Below are 21,776 nucleotides of genomic sequence, written 5' to 3' on the forward strand. Positions count from 1 at the left end.
GTTATAAAAAACGACCGCACTTTGAAACTAATCTAAAGTGCGGTCCATTTTTTAGGTATTTTATTTCAATAATTCATGAAGGGCTGAACCGATTTCAGCGAGACTTCTCATCGTTTTCACGCCAGCTGCTTCAAGTGCAGCAATTTTATCTTCTGCCGTTCCTTTTCCACCGCTGATAATCGCTCCTGCGTGTCCCATACGCTTGCCTTTTGGTGCCGTCATACCTGCGATATAAGCCACTACCGGTTTCGTCACATAAGATTTAATAAACGCTGCCGCTTCTTCTTCTGCAGAGCCACCGATTTCACCAATCATCACGATAGCTTCAGTTTCAGGATCTTCTTGGAAACGTTTGAGAATATCAATGAAGTTGGATCCTGGGATAGGATCGCCGCCGATCCCTACGCAAGTAGATTGACCAAAGCCTTCATCTGTTGTCTGTTGTACCGCTTCATAGGTCAAAGTACCGGAACGGGAAACAATGCCTACTCTGCCTTTTTTATGGATATTGCCTGGCATAATACCAATCTTACATTCATCTGGTGTAATCACGCCTGGGCAATTCGGCCCGATCATCACAACACCCGTTTCATTTAATTTTTGTTTTACCAACAGCATATCCAATGTTGGGATGCCTTCTGTAATACAGACCACTAATTGAATGCCTGCATCAATGGCTTCTAAAATAGCATCTTTACAAAATGGTGCAGGCACATAAATCATGGTTGCCGTAGCCCCTGTAACTTGCACTGCTTCACGCACTGTATTAAATACCGGCAAACCTAAATGCGTTGTTCCGCCTTTATTTGGTGAAACGCCCCCCACTAACTTGGTGCCATAAGCCAATGCCTGTTCGCTGTGAAATGTTCCTTGAGCACCAGTGAAACCTTGGCAAATTACTTTTGTCTCTTTATTAATTAAAATCGCCATGATTATTCTCCTTTTGCCGCTTTCACTGCCGCTTGTGCTGCTTCTTGTAAACTATGTGCAGCAATTAAATTCACACCACTTTCGGCTAAAATTGCTCTGCCTTGTGGGGCATTGGTTCCTTCTAATCGAACCACAACAGGCACTTTTACACCGACTTCTTGAATCGCTGCTACGACACCTTCAGCAATAAGATCACAGTGTACGATTCCACCAAAAATATTTACTAAGACTGATTTCACATTTTTATCGGTGAGAATAATCTTAAAGGCTTCAGCCACACGCTCTTTCGTTGCACCGCCACCAACATCAAGGAAGTTTGCAGGATTACCACCATATAATTTCACGATATCCATGGTACCCATAGCAAGCCCGGCGCCATTGACCATACAGCCAATATCACCTTCCAAAGCAACATAGTTAAGCTGATATTTTTCTGCTTCTGCTTCACGTGCATCACTTTGACTTAAATCGCGTAAGGCTAATAAATCAGGATGTCGATAAAGTGAGTTATCATCAATGCTCACTTTTGCATCTACGCAAATTAAATTGCCTTCTTTTGTCACCACGAGCGGATTGACTTCAACTAGAGAAAAATCTTTTTCGATAAAAAGTTTAGCGAGTTTTACAAAAATCTCGGCAAATTGTTTATTTTGTTCGCCACTTAAACCAAGTTTAAAGGCTAATTCACGGCCTTGATATGGCATTCCACCCACGAGAGGATCAATGGTCACTTTATGAATTAATTCAGGCGTCTCTCTTGCCACATCCTCAATGCTCATCCCCCCTGCTGAAGAAGCCATAAAAACCACTTTCTGCGAAGCACGATCAATTACTGCACCAAGGTAAAGTTCTTTCTCTATCTGGCAGGTTTCTTCAATATAAATGCTATTAACGGGTTGGCCTTTTTTATCAGTTTGGAAGGTGACTAAATGTTGGCCAAGCCATTTATCTGCAAAAGCTCGCGCTTCTTCTGCATTATGTATGAGCTTCACACCACCGGCTTTTCCGCGTCCACCTGCGTGAACTTGACATTTCGCTATCCAAACATCACCATTCAGCTGAAAGAGTGCCATTTCAGCTTCATCTGCCGTTTGGCACACCACCCCCTCACTCACTGGCAGCGCATATTGCTTAAAAAGCTGCTTAGCTTGGTACTCATGTAAATTCATATTTCCTTCCTATTTTGATGTTGTTTAGCGAAACAAACAAAAATTTGACCGCACTTTGTTTTATTTTAAATTCTTGGCTTGCCCTTTCTATATTGAGTTATATACTGGGACAGTATAACCACAACTCATGTTAAGGATAACAACATGCAAACGAAAAAATCAAGCAATCTTGCGATTGCACTCATTTGGTTTACCGCTGCTATTTCAATGGCAGAAATTCTCACGGGTACTTGGTTTGCACCACTAGGATGGAAACAAGGTTTAATCGCCATCGTCGTTGGACACTTTATTGGTGGTTCGATGTTTTTCTGTGCAGGTTACATCGGTGCGAGAACCCAAAAAAGTGCCATGCAAACGGTACAAATTTCATTTGGTGAAAAAGGTTCTGGACTTTTTTCTTTACTCAATGCCATGCAACTGATGGGATGGACAGCTGTCATGATTTATATGGGCGCTGACGTCATTTCTATCTTGAATCAAACACCCGATGCGTCACTCTTCCCATTTCTTACACTTGGCTTAGGCATACTCATCATACTTTGGCTACTACTCGGCTTTACTAAATTAGGTATCTTTAAAAGTATTTCACTTGTCACCATGTTTTTACTGATGTTGTGGCTTAGTATTCAAGTTGCGAATAAACCATTCATTGCCATGGATGTAGCACAAAATATCAAATTTGGTACAGCTGTTGAAATTGCTGCCGTCATGCCACTTTCTTGGTTACCGGTAGTATCAGACCACACGAAAAACAGTGAAACACCATTTAAAACGACCGCACTTTCAACGCTGACTTATACCGCGACTAGCTGCTGGATGTATGCTCTCGGCTTAGGTGCAGCATTAGTGACCGGTAAATCTGAAATATCACAAATTCTTTCGCTTGCTGGTGTCAGTGTTATCGGCGTATTAATTGTCATCGCCTCTACCATGATTAACACTGCACTTCCCGCCTATTCCACCGGCATGAGTTTAAACAATATTTTCCCTCAATTAAAAGTCACGCCAATCTCCATACTTACCGTGATTGTGGGCATTATATTAGCCTCAACCTTACCAGTGACAGAATACGAACATTTCTTGTTCTTTATTGGTTCAGTATTCGCACCAATGATCGCCGTGCTTATCGCTGATTTCTTTGTTCTTAAACAGCATGATGTAAGAAAATCAGTTGATAGTGTTGGACTCGGCGTTTGGTTTGTCGGCTTTGTGCTCTATCGTTTTCTTATGGCAAAAGGTTGGGAAAGCGATTTAGGTCTGACTTTCCCTGTTATCATCATTACCTTTATCTTAGCAATCTTAGTACGCAAAATAGCTAAATAAAGATTGGATTTTAACGATAGAAAGGCGGGCATTATTCCCGCCCTTTTAGTTACTTCGATATAAAAAAGGCTTTTCCCCTCAAAAGAGAAAAGCCTATATGCTTAGATTTCTAATAATAAACGAGTTGGATCTTCCAATAAGTCTCTAATCGCCACTAAGAAGCCGACAGATTCACGACCATCAATTAAACGGTGGTCATAAGATAAGGCCAAATACATCATCGGACGAATCACTACTTGACCATCTACCGCAACTGGGCGTTCTTTAATCGCGTGCATGCCTAAAATTGCACTTTGCGGTGGATTGATAATTGGTGTAGACATTAAAGAACCAAATACGCCACCGTTAGTAATGGTGAAATTACCGCCTGTTAAATCTTCAACCGTTAATTTACCATCACGGCCTTTTTCTACTAGCGCTTTAATTTGTTTCTCAATATCCGCCATGCTAACTTTATCGCAGTTGCGTAATACAGGTGTGACTAAACCACGTGGCGTTGAAACGGCAATACTAATATCAAAATAGTTGTGATACACAATGTCATCACCGTCAATTGAAGCATTCACTTCAGGATAACGTTTTAACGCTTCAACCACGGCCTTAATGTAGAAAGACATAAAGCCTAAACGTACACCATGTTGTTTCTCAAATTTCTCGCCGTATGTTTTACGTAATTTCATAATCGGCTGCATATCCACTTCATTGAATGTGGTGAGCATTGCAGTGGTATTTTTTGCTTCCAATAAACGTTCTGCAATACGTTTACGTAAACGGGTCATTGGTACGCGTTTTTCTGAACGAGAGCTATATGCAACGGTGCTAATGGTATTCTGCTCTGTTGCCACATCTTGTTTTGCTTTTTGAGCATCACGTTTTGCCACTTCACGCGCAATATCTTCACGGGTAATACGTCCACCCACACCAGAACCTTGAATTTTCTCTGCATCTAAATCGTGTTCTGCTAATAAACGACGAATAGCAGGACCTTGATCCGCTGAATTATTGTGACTATTTTCAATCGCTGCTTTTTGACGATCTGCTGGTGTTGGCTCATTGCCTTTCACTGTTTCAGTTGAAATATCGCCAGCCTGTTGAGTAGAAAGTTTACCTAAAAGCTGTTTACTTACTACGGTTGCACCTTCTTCTTGAAGAATTTCAGTCACTACGCCATCGCTTAAGGCTGGTACTTCAAGTACCACTTTATCTGTTTCAATTTCTACTAATACTTCGTCACGTTTTACCGTCTCACCAACTTTTTTATGCCATGTTGCAACAGTTGCATCCGCAACGGATTCCGGTAAATCTGGAACAAGAATTTCGATTGTCATTTTATTTTCCTTCAAATTATTCTTTTTTTAAAAATTACTGAAATTTCGACCGCACTTTTACAGTGTCAGCGCGTCTTCTACCAATTGTTTTTGCTGTTTGGTGTGTAAAGACATGTAACCTACCGCAGGTGAAGCTGAGGCAGGACGACCTGCATATTTTAACTTCACATGCTCTGGAAGCGAGCTGTCAAAGTTATGCTTACTACAATACCAAGCACCTTGGTTTAATGGCTCTTCTTGACACCATACATAATCCGTCACATGAGCATAAGGTTCTAATGCTTTCTTCACATCTTCATGTGGATATGGGTAAAGCTGCTCAATACGAATAATCGCCACATCGGTTTGGTTATTCGCACGACGTTGTTCCAAGAGATCGTAATACACTTTACCAGAGCATAGGACTACGCGTTTAACTTGTTTCGGATCGATGTTATCAATTTCACCAATGACTGTTTGGAATGTGCCATTTACTAATTCATCTAAATTTGACACGGCAAGTGGATGACGTAATAAAGATTTTGGTGAAATACCAATTAATGGACGACGCATTTTACGGATCGATTGACGACGTAGCATGTGGTAAACCTGTGCTGGTGTAGATGGAATACACACTTGCATATTCTGTTCTGCACAAAGTTGTAAATAACGTTCTAAACGAGCTGATGAGTGCTCTGGACCTTGGCCTTCATAACCATGTGGTAATAACATCACCAAGCCACACATTCTGCCCCATTTTTGTTCGCCTGAACTGATAAATTGGTCAATCACGATTTGTGCACCGTTTGCAAAGTCACCAAATTGCGCTTCCCAAATGGTTAATGTTTTTGGATCTGTTGTCGCATAACCATATTCAAAAGCTAATACGGCTTCTTCGGATAATACAGAATCCCACACCTCAAAACGACCTTGGTTGGCATGTAAATGTGTTAATGGCACATAACCTGTCCCGTCATTTTGGTTATGCACAACCGCATGACGATGGAAGAACGTACCACGTCCCGCATCTTCACCCGATAAACGAACATTAGCACCTTCATCTAATAAGGTTGCGTATGCCATAGTTTCCGCCATACCCCAATCGAACAATTTCTCGCCTTTTGCCATTTCACGGCGATCAGCATAAATTTTTTCTACACGAGGATGAGCACGCAAGGTTTCTGGATATTCACTGACACGCTCCGCTAAAGTTTGGAAACGTTCTTGTGGGAATTTACTTTCGTAAGGGGATGTCCAGTCATAGTTGAGATATTGCAACCAGTCCATTTGGGCGATATCCATTTCTCGCCATTCTTTCACTACGCGATCACCGTTATCTAAGGCATCACGATAGAGATTCATCATTTCAATGGCTTCTTCTTCGGTAATCACCCCTTCAGCAATTAAACGATCTGCATAGACTTTACGTGGCGTTGGATGTTTTTTAATGATGCTATACATCATTGGTTGAGTGGCTAATGGTTCATCTGCTTCATTATGACCATGACGACGATAAGAAATGAGATCAATGAAAATATCGCGTTTGAATAAATTACGATATTCCACCGCCATTCTCGCCGCAAAAGCCACTGCTTCAGGATCATCACCATTCACATGAATAATCGGTGCCTGAATCATTTTCGCAATGTCTGTACAATATTCTGTTGAACGGGTGTCATTTGGGTTAGAGGTGGTAAAACCAATTTGGTTATTGATCACAATACGGATTGTTCCACCAACGGTATAACCACGTGCATTAGACATATTCAAGGTTTCTTGTACAACACCTTGTCCCGCTACCGCTGAATCCCCATGAACAGTAACCGCTAATACTTGATTACGCTCTGTATCGTTCTTTTTCGTTTGACGAGAACGTACCGCACCAATAACCACTGGACTAACAATTTCTAAGTGCGACGGGTTAAATGCAAGGGTTAAATGTACGCGACGCTCACCGACTGCGAAGTCAGAAGAGAAACCTTGGTGGTATTTCACATCACCTGTACGCTCGCCTGAATGTTTACCCGCAAACTCGTCAAAAAGATCTTCGGGTTTCTTACCGAGCACGTTTACTAACATATTTAAACGACCACGGTGTGCCATACCAAACATCACATCTTGTACACCTTGTTTGCTCGCATGACGAATAATTTCTTTCATCAATGGAATAAAGGCATCACTTCCCTCTAAAGAGAAACGTTTTGCCCCCGGGAATTTTGCACCGAGATAGCGTTCTAAGCCATCTGCAGCGGTCAATTCACTTAATAAATTAATTTTTTCTTCTTTGGTAAAGAGCGGTTTATTTAATTGGCTTTCTAATTTGCTTTGTAGCCAACTTTTTTGCTCCATATCTTGAACATGCATAAACTCAAGACCAATTGAGCCGCAATAGGTCTCTTTCAGCATTTCAGCTAAATCACCTAACTTGATGTTATCGCGATGATAGACGTAGTGATTAATATTGAAGGTTTCATTGAGATCCTGTTCGGTAAAACCGTGATAACGGTAATCCAATTCAGGTACGGTGGATACTTTCCAGCGATAATAATTGATTGGGTCAAGTTTCGCTTCTAAATGACCGCGGAAGCGATAAGCATTGATAAATTGGAGGACTTTAACTAATTTGGCACTGGCTTCTGGATCGATAACCGTCACAGCTTCTGTTGTATTTTCTCTCGCTAAGCGACGGAAATAATCACGGACTGGTGAATGTGGTTGCTCTACTGCGGTTGTTTTCGGCAATGCATCAAACGTAGCACGCCAGCTTTCATCGACTGAAGATGGATCTTCTAAATAACGTTCGTATAATTCCTCAATATACGATTGATTAGAACCACCCAAAGCGGTTGAAGCCAACCATTCATCAAAGGCATTGTAATGCTGCATATCTACCCCTTGTATTACATGATGTTGTCTGCCCATTATACATAGGATAAAAAAAGAAATAATCCTCAAATCACACTTTGTTACAATTTTGTGATCTACTTCAACAAAAAAACCGCACATAAAGTGCGGTCTGTTTTATCTGAGTTTTCTTAGAAACTTAAGAATGGGGTGATTTTTTCAATTGTAGCTTCACCGATACCATCAATATTTGAAAGCTCGGCAGCACTTTTGATTTTGCCCACTTTGTTACGATAATCAATAATTGCTTGTGCTTTTTTCTCTCCGATGCCTGAAAGTTTTTGTAATGTTTCTGCATCTGCTTTATTGATATTTACTTTAGCAGAAGAAGCCACTTTGTCTTTTACTGATTCTTTTGTTGAAGTCGCTTTTTCTTTCACTTCTTTTACTTTATCTGCTGCTTTTGTTTTTGCGTCAGACGCTTTTTCTTTCGCATTATCTTTCACTGAATTTAATTTTTCAGTGGTTTTGTCTTTCATGGACGGTTGATTATTCTCAGTCGCTTTTTCTTTTAAAGTAGATGCTTTCTCTTTTACCGCATCTTTTGCAGAAGTCGCTTTATCTTTCATTGCATCTTTCGCAGATGTTGCTTTTTCTTTAGCTTCAGTTACTTTATCTAATGCATTTGATTTTGTTGAGCTCGCACTATCACTCATTGATTTAAGCTTATCATTTGCCGCATTTTTCACATCAGCTTTTGTACTTTCAACCATTGATTTTGAATTAGTTAAGACTGATTCTTTTGTTGGTAATACAGATGTATTCGTTGCCAATGCAGAACCAGATACGGCTAATGCAAGTGATGTTAATGTTAAAAGTGATTTTAAAGATTTCATAAAAACTCCTATTTAGTTATTAATAGGCACGACAAGCGAACCTGTATGCTAAGACTTATCTTAAGAAAATTAGTTCAAAACAAAAAAACGCCCCTAATCAGGAGCGTCTTTAAATTTAATACTGACTAATCATCACTTGAGAAGATAGAAAGTAATCTTAATAAGCTAATGAATAAGTTGTAAATTGACACATAAATACTCACTGTTGCACGAATATAGTTTGTTTCGCCACCGTGAATAATATTGCTGGTTTCATAAAGGATTGTCATTGTTGAGAACACCACAAACAATGCACTGATCCCTACCGCTAGTGCTGGAATTTGGAAGAAGAAGCTTGCCACAATCCCTAACAATAACACGATAAATAATGAGAAAATTGCGGTAGAAAGGAAAGACATATCTTTCTTCGTTGTTAGCACGTAAGCTGAACAAGCAAAGAAGACGATGGCTGTACCTGCAAATGCAAGCATAATCAAATCTTCCATTCCTCTCGCCACATACATATTTAAAATTGGCCCAATGGTATAGCCCATAAACCCAGTGAACGCGAATGCAGCCAAGATCCCCCACGCACTATTTGCTAAACGGTTTGTCACAAAAAGTAAACCGTAAAAGCCCACGAGCAATACGATAAGATTTGGATAAGGCAAGTTTAAGCTCATAGAGATATAAGCAACAACCGCCGAAAATGCCATCGTTAATCCCAATAAGAAATAGGTATTACGTAGCACTTTATGTGTGCTAAGTAGTGATTCTTCCTGTGAATTAACAACAATGCGAGATTGCATAAAAGCTCCTTATTTTACAAAGAATAAAGTTGATGAAACATCAATCCGTAAAGTAAGGGCTATAGGTCAAAAAGTCAATGGTAAATCAAGAATTTGTTTTAATTTTTAAATTTAGGAAGGTAAAAGTGCGGTCAACTTTTAAAGTTATTTTTTATATGCGTTATAGTGAATAAATTAACTTACTCAACAAGCTGAATTACATTATAATGAGCATTCTATTTACTCCACATCATGGACATTATATGAACAGCAAAAAATCTTATCTCGCTATTTTTGGCATCATTCTCGCAGTTGGATTGATGGCATCAGCGTTTATCTTAGGTAATCAATTTAAAAATTTACGCCAGACCGGCTCTATTTCAGTTAAGGGCTTGGCAGAAAGTCATTACACCTCAACACAAGGAACATGGGTTATTCGTGTAAGCGGTTGGGGTCCAACATATAATGATGCAATGGCAGCGAATCAGAAAAACTTGAATGAAGCCGTTCGTTTCCTTAAAGCACAAGGTTTCGCTGATGAAAATCGAGAAATCACAGAATTAGATGTTTCTACTCATACTGACTATTATGAAAATGAAAAAGGTGAAACCAAAAGTAGAGACAATGGCTTTGATGCATCAAGAGCAATCAGAATTTCAACCAAAGAACTGACTAAGTTACAAAAAGCACTCACCAATATTCACCAATTAGTTGCCAACAACCAAGACATTAGTTTTGGTGATCCAAACTATTACTTAGAAAATCTTGAACAAATTAAACGTGAATTAATTTCAAAAGCCACACAAGATGCACATGTTCGTGCTGAAGAGTTTGCGAAAACCAGTAATGTAAAAGTTGGCGTATTAAAATCCGCTTCACAAGGGCCATTCTACATTCAAGCGCCAAATCCTGATGCCGATGACTCTAGCGATTACACTGGTAGCTACGACACAAGCACCATTGAGAAAAAAGCACGCTTAGTCGTTACCATTGAATATGCCATTGAATAATTGTTTAATATAACCAGACATCTATAAGAACAAAGTGCGGTCAATTTCATCATTAAATTCGACCGCACTTTCTTTTAACAAGGAATAAGCTATGCAACTCCCTACTCTAAAATCCGCAAAATTAATTCGCCGCTATAAGCGTTTTTTGACTGATATTGAATTACCAAACGGTGAAGTGATCACGATTCATTGTGCAAATACTGGTGCAATGACTGGCTGTGGAGAAAAAGGTGATACCGTTTGGTACTCTCATTCTGATAGCCAAACTCGCAAATATCCACATAGTTGGGAATTGACGCAATTAGCAAATGGCCAACTTGTTTGTATTAACACGCAAAGATCCAACCAGCTAGTCTTTGAAGCCTTGCAAAATAAACAAATCAAAGAACTCGCTATGTATGATGAAATTTATCCTGAAGTGAAATATGGTGAAGAAAATAGCCGTATCGACTTCTTACTTAAAGGTGAAGGATTGCTAGATTGTTATGTTGAAGTGAAATCCATCACCTTCGTAAAAGGTACATTAGGAATGTTTCCCGATGCGGTGACTACTCGTGGGCAAAAACATGTTCGTGAGCTTTTAGCCATGAAAAAACAAGGACATCGCGCCGTTGTTCTCTTTGCCGGACTACATGATGGCTTCGATCGTTTTAAAATCGCTGAGTTTGTAGATCCTGAATATGATCGCCTTTTAAAAGACGCCAAATCTCAGGGCGTTGAAGCTTATGCTTATGCGGGAAAATTTGAAATCTCAGATGGAATTCCGACCGCACTTTCTCTCACAGAAAGTGTACCTTACATCGACTAAAAAAATAATTGAGAATTATTTGCATTTTGTTATTGACAAGGTATTTGATAATAGTTATCATCTAGCCATTCCAAAAACAAACAGATAATCACTCCAACTTCACGCCTATTTCCCCACAAATAGGCGTTTTTTTTCATCTCAATCTTTTCATTTCAGCCATATTCTCTATAATGTAGCCTTTAATATTAAAATAACATTAGGAAATAGAATGACTGATATTAATACCGTTCTCGCAGAACTAAAACGCGGTACTGATGAGATTCTTTCTGAAGCGGATTTAATCGAAAAACTGAAAGAAAATCGCCCACTTAAAATTAAACTTGGTGCAGACCCTACTGCTCCGGATATTCACTTAGGGCATACCGTGGTATTAAACAAACTCCGTCAATTCCAACAATTAGGCCACGAAGTCTATTTCTTAATCGGTGATTTCACGGGTATGGTCGGTGACCCATCTGGTAAAAATACCACTCGCCCACCGCTTAGCCGCGAAGATGTGCTTCGCAATGCGGAAACCTATAAAGAACAGATTTACAAAATTCTAGACCCACAAAAAACGAAAATCGTATTCAACTCTGAATGGTTGGGTAAATTGGGTACTGAAGGAATGATCCGTTTAGCAAGTAACTACACCGTAGCGCGTATGCTAGAACGCGATGACTTCAAAAAACGTTTTGGTAACAACCAACCTATCGCAATTCACGAATTTATTTACCCATTATTACAAGGCCATGACTCTGTTGCTTTAGAAGCAGACGTTGAACTTGGCGGTACAGACCAAAAATTCAACTTACTTGTTGGTCGTGAATTACAAAAATCAGCTGGTCAAAAACCACAAGTAGCGATTACGCTTCCATTACTTGTTGGTTTAGACGGTGAGAAGAAAATGTCTAAATCATTAGGTAACTACATCGGCGTGACAGATGCTCCAAGCGATATGTTTGGTAAAATCATGTCGATCTCTGATGAATTAATGTGGGATTGGTACAACTTACTTTCTTTCCGTCCACTTACTGAAATTGCTGAATTAAAAGCAGAAGTAGCAAATGGTAAAAACCCACGTGATGTGAAGATTTTATTAGCGAAAGAGATCATCGCACGTTTCCACGATGAAGCAGCGGCAGGGGCGGCTGAACAAGAATTTATTAACCGTTTCCAAAAGGGTGCAATGCCGGATGAAATGCCTGAATTCACCTTTGAAGGCGAAATTGGTTTAGCCACCTTATTAAAAGAAGCAGGACTGGTTCCTTCTACTTCTGAAGCGATTCGCTCAGCAAAACAAGGTGGTGTGAAAATCAATGGCGAAAAAGTCGAAGACATGAAAGCCAATGCACCAAAAGGCACGAATGTTTACCAAGTCGGTAAACGTAAGTTTGCACGCGTAACCATCGCATAAAACACCTATGAAAATGACCGCTCTTTTTAAGTGCGGTTATTTTTTAACTGATATCCACAATAGAAGGAAAATAATATGAGCCAAAAAATCTGGGTAACAGGCGATGCGGTTGTCGATCTTATTCCTGACGGTGAAAATCATTATTTACGTTGTGCCGGTGGCGCCCCTGCAAATGTGGCTGTTGGCGTAGCACGTTTAGGTAATCCAAGTGCCTTTATTGGTCGCGTAGGTAACGATCCCCTTGGCCAATTTATGCAAGACACCTTAAATGCGGAAAATGTGAATACACAACATATGATTTTAGATCCGCAACATCGTACCTCTACAGTTGTAGTCGGCTTAGATAATGGCGAACGCAGCTTTACCTTTATGGTAAACCCAAGTGCGGATCAGTTCTTACAAGCAAGCGATTTACCGCCTTTCCAACAAGGTGAATGGCTACATTGCTGCTCTATTGCGCTGATTAATAATCCATCTCGCGAAGCCACCTTTGAAGCAATTCGTCGTATTAAAGCTGCTGGTGGTTTCTTCTCTTTTGATCCAAATCTACGTGAATCACTTTGGTCAAGCTTAGAAGAAATGAAAACCGTGGTCATGGAAGCCGTTGCATTAGCTGACGTATTAAAATTCTCTGAAGAAGAATTAACGCTTTTAACCAATACTGACAGCCTTGAAAAAGCCTTTGAAAAAGTGACCGCACTTTATCCTGAAAAATTGATTATAGTGACTCTAGGTAAAGATGGCGCGCTCTATCACTTAAAAGGTAAGAAAGATGTAATTGCCGGAAAAGCCTTACAACCGGTTGATACAACTGGCGCAGGTGATGCCTTCGTTGGTGGTCTGCTTGCAGGTCTTTCACAGCATCCAAACTGGAAAGAAAATGATGTGCTTGTGCAAATTATCCGTCAAGCTAATGCTTGTGGTGCCCTTGCTACGACAGCAAAAGGGGCGATGTCTGCGCTACCCAATAAAGCACAATTAGCAGCCTTCCTAGCCAACTAAGGAGCAAAGGTGCAAATTATTGCACCTTTTATTTATGAAGATAATTTAGGAGATATTTATGAAACTTTGGTATTCCAACTCTAGCCCTTATGCAAGAAAAGCCCGTGCCGTAGTACAATATCATCAATTACAAGATCGTGTTGAATTACTTCTCACGACAAGTGGTTTAGATAAGAATTCACCACATAATTTAGACAATCCTCTTGGTCGTTTACCTGCATTACAACGAGAAAATGGTGAGTGGCTTTATAATAGTTCTCTAATTGCAGAATATCTTGATAACATCGGTACTCAACCTTCACTTTATGGGAACAAAGAGACACGTTGGGAAATTCTCCGTTTACATTATTTAGCAGATGGTATTTTAGAGAATGAAATATCCGTAGCACCTGAAAAATGCCTTCGTCCACAAGATCAATGGTGGCTTGAACGTCATCAGCAAATTTTTGACCGCACTGAGCGAAGCTTAATTGAACTAAAAAAAGCCATTGATAGTTTTGGTGAAGAATTAAATATCGGCACATTGAATACCGTGTGTGCAATTGATTTTCTATTATTTCGCGATGCTTGGACTCATGCGTCACAACATGAAACCATCAAATCATTAAAAACATGGGCTGAAGCAATGAATCAACGCTATGATTGCTTAAGAAATACCTTACCAAAATAAGATTGAATTATGATTATTTTCAATAATGGCAAATACAAAAGCATTCTAGCCGCAGAAAAAGGCGAGCTCGCAGAAATTGCTGAAACCGTGCAAAAAGACAAAGATTTTCGACCGCACTATCATATTGCCCCACCAACTGGCTTAATGAATGATCCGAATGGTTTGATCTTTGATGGTGAAAAGTATCATCTGTTCTACCAATGGTTTCCATTCGATGCCATTCACGGGATGAAACATTGGAAGCATTTAATCACGAAAGATTTCCAACATTATCAATCAGCAGATGATCTGATTCCTTGCGAGCTTTTTGAGTCTCACGGCTGTTATTCTGGTGGCGCTTTGAAAGTTGGTGACAAATTGGCCATATTCTATACCGGCAATACTCGTCGACCAAGTGATAATCAACGCGTGCCTTATCAAAATTTAGCAATTTTCAATCTTAATGGGAAATTGCTTAGCAAACGTCCGTTAATTGAAAATGCGCCTGAAGGTTATACAGAGCATGTTCGTGATCCTAAACCGTATTTTACTGAAAACGGAAAAATCCGTTTTATCTGTGGTGCTCAGCGAGAAAACCTCACAGGAACAGCCATTATTTTTGAAATGGATAATCTTGAAGATACGCCTCGTTTATTAGGCGAGCTTTCCTTGCCTGCTTTTGACAATAAAAACGTGTTTATGTGGGAATGCCCTGACCTATTGAAGATCGGTGATAAAGATGTATTTATTTGGTCGCCACAAGGTAAAGCTCGAGAAGCTCATCAATTCCAAAATAATTATCATGCGACTTATGCTGTGGGCAAATTAACGGATTTAACCTTTGAAGCAGAATATATCGGCGAATTAGATCAGGGCTTTGATTTCTATGCACCACAAACATTTGCTGGCTTAGATAATCAAGCTTATGCTGTGCTTTTCGGTTGGATTGGTTTGCCAGATTTAACTTACCCAACAGATAAATTTAAATGGCATTCAGCTTTAACCTTGCCAAGAGAATTGCGTTTAGAAGGGACGAAAATTTATCAACGTCCGATTGCTAAAATATGCGAAAATCTGACCGCACTTTCAGCGTTTCATCTCAATGGAAAAGCGGATATTGCTAATTTAGATCGTGCGTATCTTAAATTTGAAATAAATAACCAAGCCTTTGACTTAACCTTCTTCCAAAATAAAAAAGGACAATCACTGCGCCTATCTTATGAAAATGGCTTGATTTGCTTAGATCGCAGTCAAAGCGAACAAACGGAATTAATGGAAAAATTCAATACGAAACGTTTCTGCGAAATTGAAAATCTGCAGACTGTTGAAATTTTCTTTGATCGCTCAATTATTGAAATTTTCTTGAATCACGGTAAAAAAGTTATGACATCAAGATTTTTCATTGTGAACAGAGAGAATACAATAACCAGCAATCGCCCGTTAGATTTAATGATCGGTTATTTACCGGCTATTCAATATATTTAAAAGGTTTTTATGAAACAAACTCATTTCAATTTATACAAGATGAGCAAAAATGTCCTTTTTGCTTTAACGGCTTTTTCATTAGTCGCCTGTACGACAACACCAAGTGAACCGCCAAAAAATACAGAACATTGGGCAACGCTAATCAGCGAACAGGAAAATTTATATCAGATTGATAATAAATTTTACCGTAGTGAGCAATTAGAGCCGCAATCTGAAACATTATTAAATAAGTTGAATATTCACACGATTGTGAATTTACGCTTTTTTGACCGTAATGATGATAAACAAGCATTTGGTCATACTAAGATCAACTTGATTAATACCCCATTACTGACTTGGTCAATCAGCCCTGATGAAGTAGCTGATATTCTGTGGCAAATCAAGCAACACCAAAAAAATGGTGCGGTGTTAGTGCATTGTTATCATGGCGCTGACAGAACTGGCTTAATTGTTGCAAGCTACCGTGTGATTTATCAAAATTGGGATCTCAATGAAGCCAAACGTGAAATGCAACAAGGCCCTTACGGCTATCATTCTGTTTGGAAAAATATTGATAATTTCTTCACGCAAGAAAATATGGCTAAGATCAAAGCTGAATTAGATAAACGTTCTAACGCAACAAAATAAAACATGAAAGTGCGGTTAAAATTAACCGCACTTTTATTTCCAACTATGTTCTTTTATTAAGTAATGACTATGTTTGTTCAACAACAAAATGCAACACCATCTAATCTTGTAGCCTTCAATTTTCTATTGATCGCCTTTTTAACGGGGATTGCCTCTGCCTTTCAAACGCCGACCTTGAGTTTATATCTCTCTCAAGAGATTCAAGTTTCACCTTTTTTTGTGGGCTTGTTCTATTCAGTCAATGCCATTATTGGCATTATCTTGAGCCAAATTCTCGCAAAATATTCTGATAAGCAAGATGACCGTCGCAAAGTGATGATTGTTTGCTGTTTGATTGCTGTGCTTGGCTGTCTGATTTTTGCTTATAGCCGAAATTATTATGTGTTGATTATTATCGGCACAACGCTATTAGGGCTAGGTTCATCTGCCAATCCGCAATCTTTTGCTTTAGCGCGAGAATATGCTGAAAGCAGTCATCGTGAAGCGGTGATGTTCACCACAATTATGCGAACTCAAATCTCATTGGCTTGGATTGTTGGGCCACCGCTTTCTTTTTTCATTGCGTTAAACTGGGGCTTTGATTACATGTATTTGGTGGCAGGTTCTGCCTTTTTACTATGTGCAGGCGTCAGCAAATTATTGCCGAAAATTCCTCGTCAAAGTGCGGTTAAAAATCAAGAGATTTTAGACAATACGCCACCAAGAAAAAGTGTGATTTACTTGTTCATCGCTAACCTATTACTTTGGACCTGTAACAGCATGTATCTCATTAATATGCCATTATTTGTGATTAATGAATTACATTTAAACAAAGAACTGGCAGGAACATTAATGGGGACGGCTGCGGGATTGGAAATTCCTGTGATGATATTTGCGGGTTATCTCACCAAATATTTCAGTAAAAAACACTTGATGATGATTGCTTTAATTTCAGGCCTCGCCTTCTATTCAAGTTTATTATTCGCAGAGCAAACTTGGCAGCTTATCGGATTACAAATGCTTAACGCAATTTTTATCGGTATTACCGCTACGATTGGCATGGTGTATTTCCAAGACTTAATGCCGACTAAAATGGGCACTGCCACTACCTTATTTAGTAATGCCGCAAAAAGCAGTTGGATTATCGGAGGACCTATTGCGGGTATTATTGCAGAAATTTGGCATTACAACTCTGTTTTTTATGTTGCTGTAGCACTAATTTTTATCAGCGTAGGCTGTATGTGGAAAGTCAAATCAGTTTAATGAAAATAAAAAAGTGCGGTCAATTTTGACCGCACTTTTTACTTTATATTATCGCCATGCTTTGAATTGATTAATCAATCCATTGGTTGAGCTATCATGGCTTGAAACATTCTCTTTGTCTGCCAATTCAGGAAGAATTCGGTTCGCTAGTTGTTTACCTAATTCCACGCCCCATTGGTCAAAACTGAAGATATTGAAAATCACACCTTGTGTAAAAATTTTGTGTTCATACATCGCAATTAATGCGCCAAGAACAAATGGTGTAATTTTTTGCACTAAAATAGAGTTGGTCGGTTTGTTACCGGTAAAGACTTTGAATGGCACAATGTCTTTTACCTCATCCAACGATTTACCCGCTTTCACAAACTCGGCTTCGACTTCTTCTTTGGTTTTACCGAAAGCAAGTGCTTCAGTTTGTGCAAAGAAGTTTGATAACAATTTGCTGTGGTGATCACCTAATGGATTATGACTTTGTGCCGGCGCGATAAAGTCACAAGGGATTAACATCGTACCTTGGTGAATCAATTGGTAGAACGCATGTTGACCGTTTGTACCTGGTTCGCCCCAAATAATTGGGCCGGTTTGATAATCACGAATAACATTGCCATTACGATCGACATATTTACCGTTTGATTCCATGTTACCTTGTTGGAAATAAGCCGCAAAACGGTGTAAATATTGGTCATAAGGTAAAATTGCTTCAGTTTGTGCACCAAGGAAGTTGGTATTCCATAAGCCTACTAACGCTAATGTTGCAGGGATATTTTTTTCTAATGGCGCAGTACGGAAATGTTTATCCATTTCATGTGCACCACTTAATAACGCTTCAAAATTATCAAAGCCGATTGAAAGTGCGATAGAAAGACCGATTGCAGACCATAAAGAATAACGGCCACCAACCCAATCCCAGAACTCAAACATATTGTTAGTATCAATACCAAATTCCGCTACCGCTTTACCATTGGTCGAAAGCGCTGCGAAGTGTTTTGCCACCGCGCTATTATCTTTTGCTGCCGCTAATAACCAATCACGTGCAGAATTCGCATTGGTCATGGTTTCTTGTGTGGTAAAGGTTTTAGACGCCACTAAGAAAAGTGTCGTTTCAGGATTTACTTTTTTCAACGTTTCAGCGATATGTGTACCATCTACGTTTGAAACAAAGTGCATGTTCAAGTGGTTTTTATAAGGACGAAGCGCTTCGGTCACCATATAAGGGCCTAAGTCCGAACCACCGATACCGATATTCACTACATCAGTAATTGCTTTTCCGGTATAACCTTTCCACTCACCTGAAATCACACGATCACAGAACGCGCTCATTTTCGCTAATACTGCATTCACTTCTGGCATCACATCTTTGCCATCTACATAGACAGGTGTATTTGAACGGTTACGAAGTGCGGTATGTAATACGGCTCGATTTTCTGTACGATTAATTTTCTCACCTGTAAACATAGCATTAATTGCTTCATCTAATGCAGATTCTTTAGCTAATTGACGAAGCAATTTGAGGGTTTCTTGATTAATTTTATTTTTTGAAAAATCCACTAAGATTTGATTTTCAAAAGTTAAAGAATAATCGTTAAAACGATTTTCTTCTTGCTTGAACAAATCAGTAATCGTGGTATGAGCCAATTGAGATTGGTGAGCTTCAAGGGCTTTCCACGCTTGTGTATTGGTTGGATTGACGTTTTTCATGAATATTTCCTTTTAAAAATTAAATTTTCTGTATTTTGGCTTTCTTGCAAAAACAACTAATCAACATATTCTGTTATAACACGAGGCGTTAATTTTGTAATCAATTCATAGCTTAAAATACCACTGTATTTAGCTACTGTTTCAATTGGTAATTCCTTACCCCATAAAATCACTTCATCACCCACTTTATCTTGGCTATCTGCGCCTAAATCGACCGTGAGCATATCCATTGAGACACGACCGACAATAGGAACAATTCGACCGTTTAGATAAACTGGCGTACCTTCTGGCACATCACGCGGATAGCCATCACCATAACCAATCGCAACGACACCAATTTTAGTATTTTTTGGACTGGTCCAAATGCCACCATAGCCAACAGGTTCACCTTTTTTATGTTCGCGCACCGCAAGCAATGAAGAAGTTAAGTTCATCACGGGAGTTAAACCAAATTCTGCACCGACAGTATCCGTTGGTGAAATGCCGTACATAATAATCCCTGGTCGAATACAATCTAAATGTGCTTCAGGCCAAAATAAAATCCCGCCCGATGCGGCAATGGTTCTTTCTCCACCTTTATCTTTTGTCGCCTGAAGGAAACGATCAAGCTGAACTTGCGTATAATCAGAATCTAGTTCATCAGCACGGCTAAAATGGCTGACAAAACCTAAGTGCGGTTGAATTTGAGGGAGTTTTTTCAGCTCTTGATAAAAATAATCCACTTCATCAAGTGACACACCTAAACGGTGCATACCGGTATCAATCTTCAACCAGACTTTGATTGGACTTGGTACCACAGCTCGTTTTAATGCTTCAAGCTGTTCACGGTTATGTACCACCGTTTCGATGTTATTTACCGCAATAATGGGTAAATCTTTTTCATCAAAAAAACCTTCTAGCAATAAGATCGGTTTAATAATACCGTTAGAGCGTAACGATAACGCCTCTTCTAAACGTGCCACTGCAAAGCAATCTACCATGCTTTCTAAAGCAGAGGAAACAAATACCACACCATGACCATATGCGTTTGCTTTTACTACCGCAATAATTTTGCTATGTGGCGCTTTTTCTTTAATAACTTGTAAATTATGTTTTAAGGCAAGCGAACTGATTTTCGCTGTTGCCGGTTTTACGTTCATTTTTCTAATCCGTTATCTCTTGCCTAATAATCATCTCTGTATTCACGCTGTTCGGCAAGGTTATCAAAGCGTGAGAATTGACCATTAAATGCTAAACGTACACGACCAATCGGACCGTTACGTTGTTTACCAATAATGATTTCAGCAACACCTTTATCTTCAGAATTATCGTTATACACTTCGTCACGATAAATAAACATAATCAAGTCAGCATCCTGCTCGATAGAGCCTGATTCACGCAAGTCTGAGTTTACCGGACGTTTATCTGCACGTTGTTCCAACGTACGGTTAAGCTGGGAAAGTGCAATAACCGGGACTTCTAATTCTTTCGCTAATGCTTTTAAAGAACGAGAAATCTCAGCAATCTCTAAGGTACGGTTATCTGAAAATGCGGGTGCGCGCATTAATTGAAGGTAGTCCACCATAATCATGCTCAATCCACCATTTTCGCGATACACACGACGTGCGCGAGAACGCAATTCTGTTGGAGTTAAACCCGATGAATCATCGATATAAAGATTATTTTTTTGCTTAAACATCCCAAACACGCTGGCAATTTTGCTCCATTCCGCTTCTTCCAAGTTTTGGCCAGTACGAATTTTGGTTTGGTCCACGCGAGCGAGAGAGGCAATCATACGCATCATAATTTGCTCAGCAGGCATCTCTAAACTGAATACCAATACAGGCTTATCACTTGCCATGGCCGCATTTTCACAAAGGTTCATTGCAAACGTGGTTTTACCCATGGAAGGACGTGCAGCCACAATGATGAGATCGGAAGGCTGTAAACCAGCTGTTTTCTTATCTAACTCAACAAAGCCCGTTGTGACCCCTGTCACACCATTATGATTTTCAAGCTTACCTAAGGTTTCAATTCGAGCAATGGTGCTTTCCAATACGCTAAGCACATTTTGAGGTCCTTCTGTTGAAGAACTTCGTTTTTCAGCGATCGCAAACACTTCTCTTTCGGCTTCATCCAACACCATCTTGATGTCTTTGCCTTTGGGCGAATAACTGTTTTCTGCAATACGATTCCCTACGGCAATAAGCTCACGCAAAATCGCTTTTTCACGTACGATCTCTGCATAAGCCAAAATATTAATGGCATTTGGGGTGTTATTAGAAAGATCCGCTAAATAAGCAAAACCGCCTACGGAATCACTGATACCTTTGGCTTTAAGGGCTTGATCGAGGGTAATCAAATCAATTGGCGTTTGGTTACGCATTAATTCTTCCATGGTTTGGAAGATCGCCTTATGCGCAAAAGTATAAAAATCCTCAGCAATGACTCTTTCAGCAATGCCATCCCAATGCTGATTGCTCAACATAATACCGCCAAGAACGGCTTGTTCTGCTTCAGTGGAATGAGGTGGGATGCTAACTTGTTCAGTTTTCTGATCGGAAGATTGGATTTGTCGTTGTGATGCCATAAGGATTTCAATTTAAACTAAAAAACTGTGCTTATGATACCGCAAATACGAGGT

Annotated in this window: 18 protein-coding genes; 9 read left to right on the forward strand and 9 right to left on the reverse strand. The window is 39.5% G+C overall.

Annotated features, from left to right (window positions below; all coding sequences use genetic code 11):
- Positions 1 to 60 precede the first annotated feature (60 nt).
- Together sucD and sucC are read right to left on the reverse strand one after the other, a co-directional pair.
- Positions 61 to 930, reverse strand: a complete 870-nt coding sequence (gene sucD, locus HMPREF3263_RS04715) for a succinate--CoA ligase subunit alpha (protein WP_070853034.1) — start codon at positions 928 to 930, stop codon at positions 61 to 63.
- A 2-nt stretch (positions 931 to 932) separates the two neighbouring features.
- Positions 933 to 2,099, reverse strand: a complete 1,167-nt coding sequence (sucC, locus tag HMPREF3263_RS04720; protein WP_049371115.1) for an ADP-forming succinate--CoA ligase subunit beta — start codon at positions 2,097 to 2,099, stop codon at positions 933 to 935.
- 144 nt (positions 2,100 to 2,243) lie between these two features.
- On the opposite strand from sucC, the gene cytX reads away from it, so the two are divergent.
- Positions 2,244 to 3,422: a putative hydroxymethylpyrimidine transporter CytX gene (gene cytX / locus HMPREF3263_RS04725; protein ID WP_049371116.1), complete on the forward strand. Its 1,179-nt coding sequence runs from the start codon at positions 2,244 to 2,246 to the stop codon at positions 3,420 to 3,422.
- Between the two features lie 101 nt (positions 3,423 to 3,523).
- Here cytX and odhB read toward each other — a convergent pair whose 3' ends face one another.
- The 4 genes from odhB to HMPREF3263_RS04745 all read right to left on the reverse strand — a co-directional run bounded on the left by odhB (position 3,524) and on the right by HMPREF3263_RS04745 (position 9,257).
- Positions 3,524 to 4,750, reverse strand: a complete 1,227-nt coding sequence (odhB, locus tag HMPREF3263_RS04730) for a 2-oxoglutarate dehydrogenase complex dihydrolipoyllysine-residue succinyltransferase (protein ID WP_070853035.1) — start codon at positions 4,748 to 4,750, stop codon at positions 3,524 to 3,526.
- Between the two features lie 57 nt (positions 4,751 to 4,807).
- The gene (gene sucA / locus HMPREF3263_RS04735; RefSeq protein ID WP_070853036.1) at positions 4,808 to 7,615 is read right to left on the reverse strand and encodes a 2-oxoglutarate dehydrogenase E1 component; all 2,808 of its coding nucleotides are present in this window, start codon (positions 7,613 to 7,615) and stop codon (positions 4,808 to 4,810) included.
- A gap of 149 nt (positions 7,616 to 7,764) precedes the next feature.
- Entirely contained in the window at positions 7,765 to 8,469 is a 705-nt protein-coding gene (locus HMPREF3263_RS04740; RefSeq protein ID WP_065243221.1) for a ComEA family DNA-binding protein, read from the reverse strand.
- Between the two features lie 125 nt (positions 8,470 to 8,594).
- Complete coding sequence (locus tag HMPREF3263_RS04745; RefSeq protein WP_005699490.1) at positions 8,595 to 9,257, reverse strand: Bax inhibitor-1/YccA family protein; 663 nt, start codon at positions 9,255 to 9,257, stop codon at positions 8,595 to 8,597.
- A gap of 242 nt (positions 9,258 to 9,499) precedes the next feature.
- On the opposite strand from HMPREF3263_RS04745, the gene HMPREF3263_RS04750 reads away from it, so the two are divergent.
- The 8 genes from HMPREF3263_RS04750 to HMPREF3263_RS04785 all read left to right on the forward strand — a co-directional run bounded on the left by HMPREF3263_RS04750 (position 9,500) and on the right by HMPREF3263_RS04785 (position 17,455).
- Positions 9,500 to 10,246: an SIMPL domain-containing protein gene (locus HMPREF3263_RS04750; protein ID WP_049366926.1), complete on the forward strand. Its 747-nt coding sequence runs from the start codon at positions 9,500 to 9,502 to the stop codon at positions 10,244 to 10,246.
- A gap of 91 nt (positions 10,247 to 10,337) precedes the next feature.
- The gene (sfsA, locus tag HMPREF3263_RS04755) at positions 10,338 to 11,054 is read left to right on the forward strand and encodes a DNA/RNA nuclease SfsA (RefSeq protein ID WP_049371121.1); all 717 of its coding nucleotides are present in this window, start codon (positions 10,338 to 10,340) and stop codon (positions 11,052 to 11,054) included.
- Between the two features lie 208 nt (positions 11,055 to 11,262).
- Complete coding sequence (gene tyrS, locus HMPREF3263_RS04760; protein WP_049366921.1) at positions 11,263 to 12,450, forward strand: tyrosine--tRNA ligase; 1,188 nt, start codon at positions 11,263 to 11,265, stop codon at positions 12,448 to 12,450.
- 75 nt (positions 12,451 to 12,525) lie between these two features.
- Entirely contained in the window at positions 12,526 to 13,452 is a 927-nt protein-coding gene (locus HMPREF3263_RS04765; protein ID WP_065243218.1) for an aminoimidazole riboside kinase, read from the forward strand.
- A gap of 58 nt (positions 13,453 to 13,510) precedes the next feature.
- Entirely contained in the window at positions 13,511 to 14,122 is a 612-nt protein-coding gene (locus HMPREF3263_RS04770; RefSeq protein WP_070853037.1) for a glutathione S-transferase N-terminal domain-containing protein, read from the forward strand.
- A 9-nt stretch (positions 14,123 to 14,131) separates the two neighbouring features.
- The gene (locus HMPREF3263_RS04775; RefSeq protein WP_070853038.1) at positions 14,132 to 15,586 is read left to right on the forward strand and encodes a glycoside hydrolase family 32 protein; all 1,455 of its coding nucleotides are present in this window, start codon (positions 14,132 to 14,134) and stop codon (positions 15,584 to 15,586) included.
- A gap of 9 nt (positions 15,587 to 15,595) precedes the next feature.
- Positions 15,596 to 16,213, forward strand: coding sequence for a dual specificity protein phosphatase family protein (locus tag HMPREF3263_RS04780; RefSeq protein WP_065243215.1), 618 nt, complete (start codon positions 15,596 to 15,598; stop codon positions 16,211 to 16,213).
- Between the two features lie 63 nt (positions 16,214 to 16,276).
- Positions 16,277 to 17,455, forward strand: a complete 1,179-nt coding sequence (locus HMPREF3263_RS04785; RefSeq protein WP_365991697.1) for an MFS transporter — start codon at positions 16,277 to 16,279, stop codon at positions 17,453 to 17,455.
- A gap of 48 nt (positions 17,456 to 17,503) precedes the next feature.
- Here HMPREF3263_RS04785 and pgi read toward each other — a convergent pair whose 3' ends face one another.
- From pgi to HMPREF3263_RS04800, 3 genes are read right to left on the reverse strand one after another with little or no spacing between them, the layout of a single operon-like run.
- Positions 17,504 to 19,153, reverse strand: a complete 1,650-nt coding sequence (gene pgi / locus HMPREF3263_RS04790; protein WP_070853039.1) for a glucose-6-phosphate isomerase — start codon at positions 19,151 to 19,153, stop codon at positions 17,504 to 17,506.
- 56 nt (positions 19,154 to 19,209) lie between these two features.
- Positions 19,210 to 20,292, reverse strand: a complete 1,083-nt coding sequence (gene alr, locus HMPREF3263_RS04795) for an alanine racemase (RefSeq protein WP_049376242.1) — start codon at positions 20,290 to 20,292, stop codon at positions 19,210 to 19,212.
- Positions 20,293 to 20,315: 23 nt separating this feature from the next.
- Entirely contained in the window at positions 20,316 to 21,722 is a 1,407-nt protein-coding gene (locus HMPREF3263_RS04800) for a replicative DNA helicase (RefSeq protein ID WP_005695940.1), read from the reverse strand.
- Between the last annotated feature and the right edge of the window lie 54 nt (positions 21,723 to 21,776).

This window comes from Haemophilus sp. HMSC61B11 (genome assembly GCF_001838615.1).
GTDB classification, from domain to species: Bacteria; Pseudomonadota; Gammaproteobacteria; order Enterobacterales; family Pasteurellaceae; genus Haemophilus_D; species Haemophilus_D parainfluenzae_AD.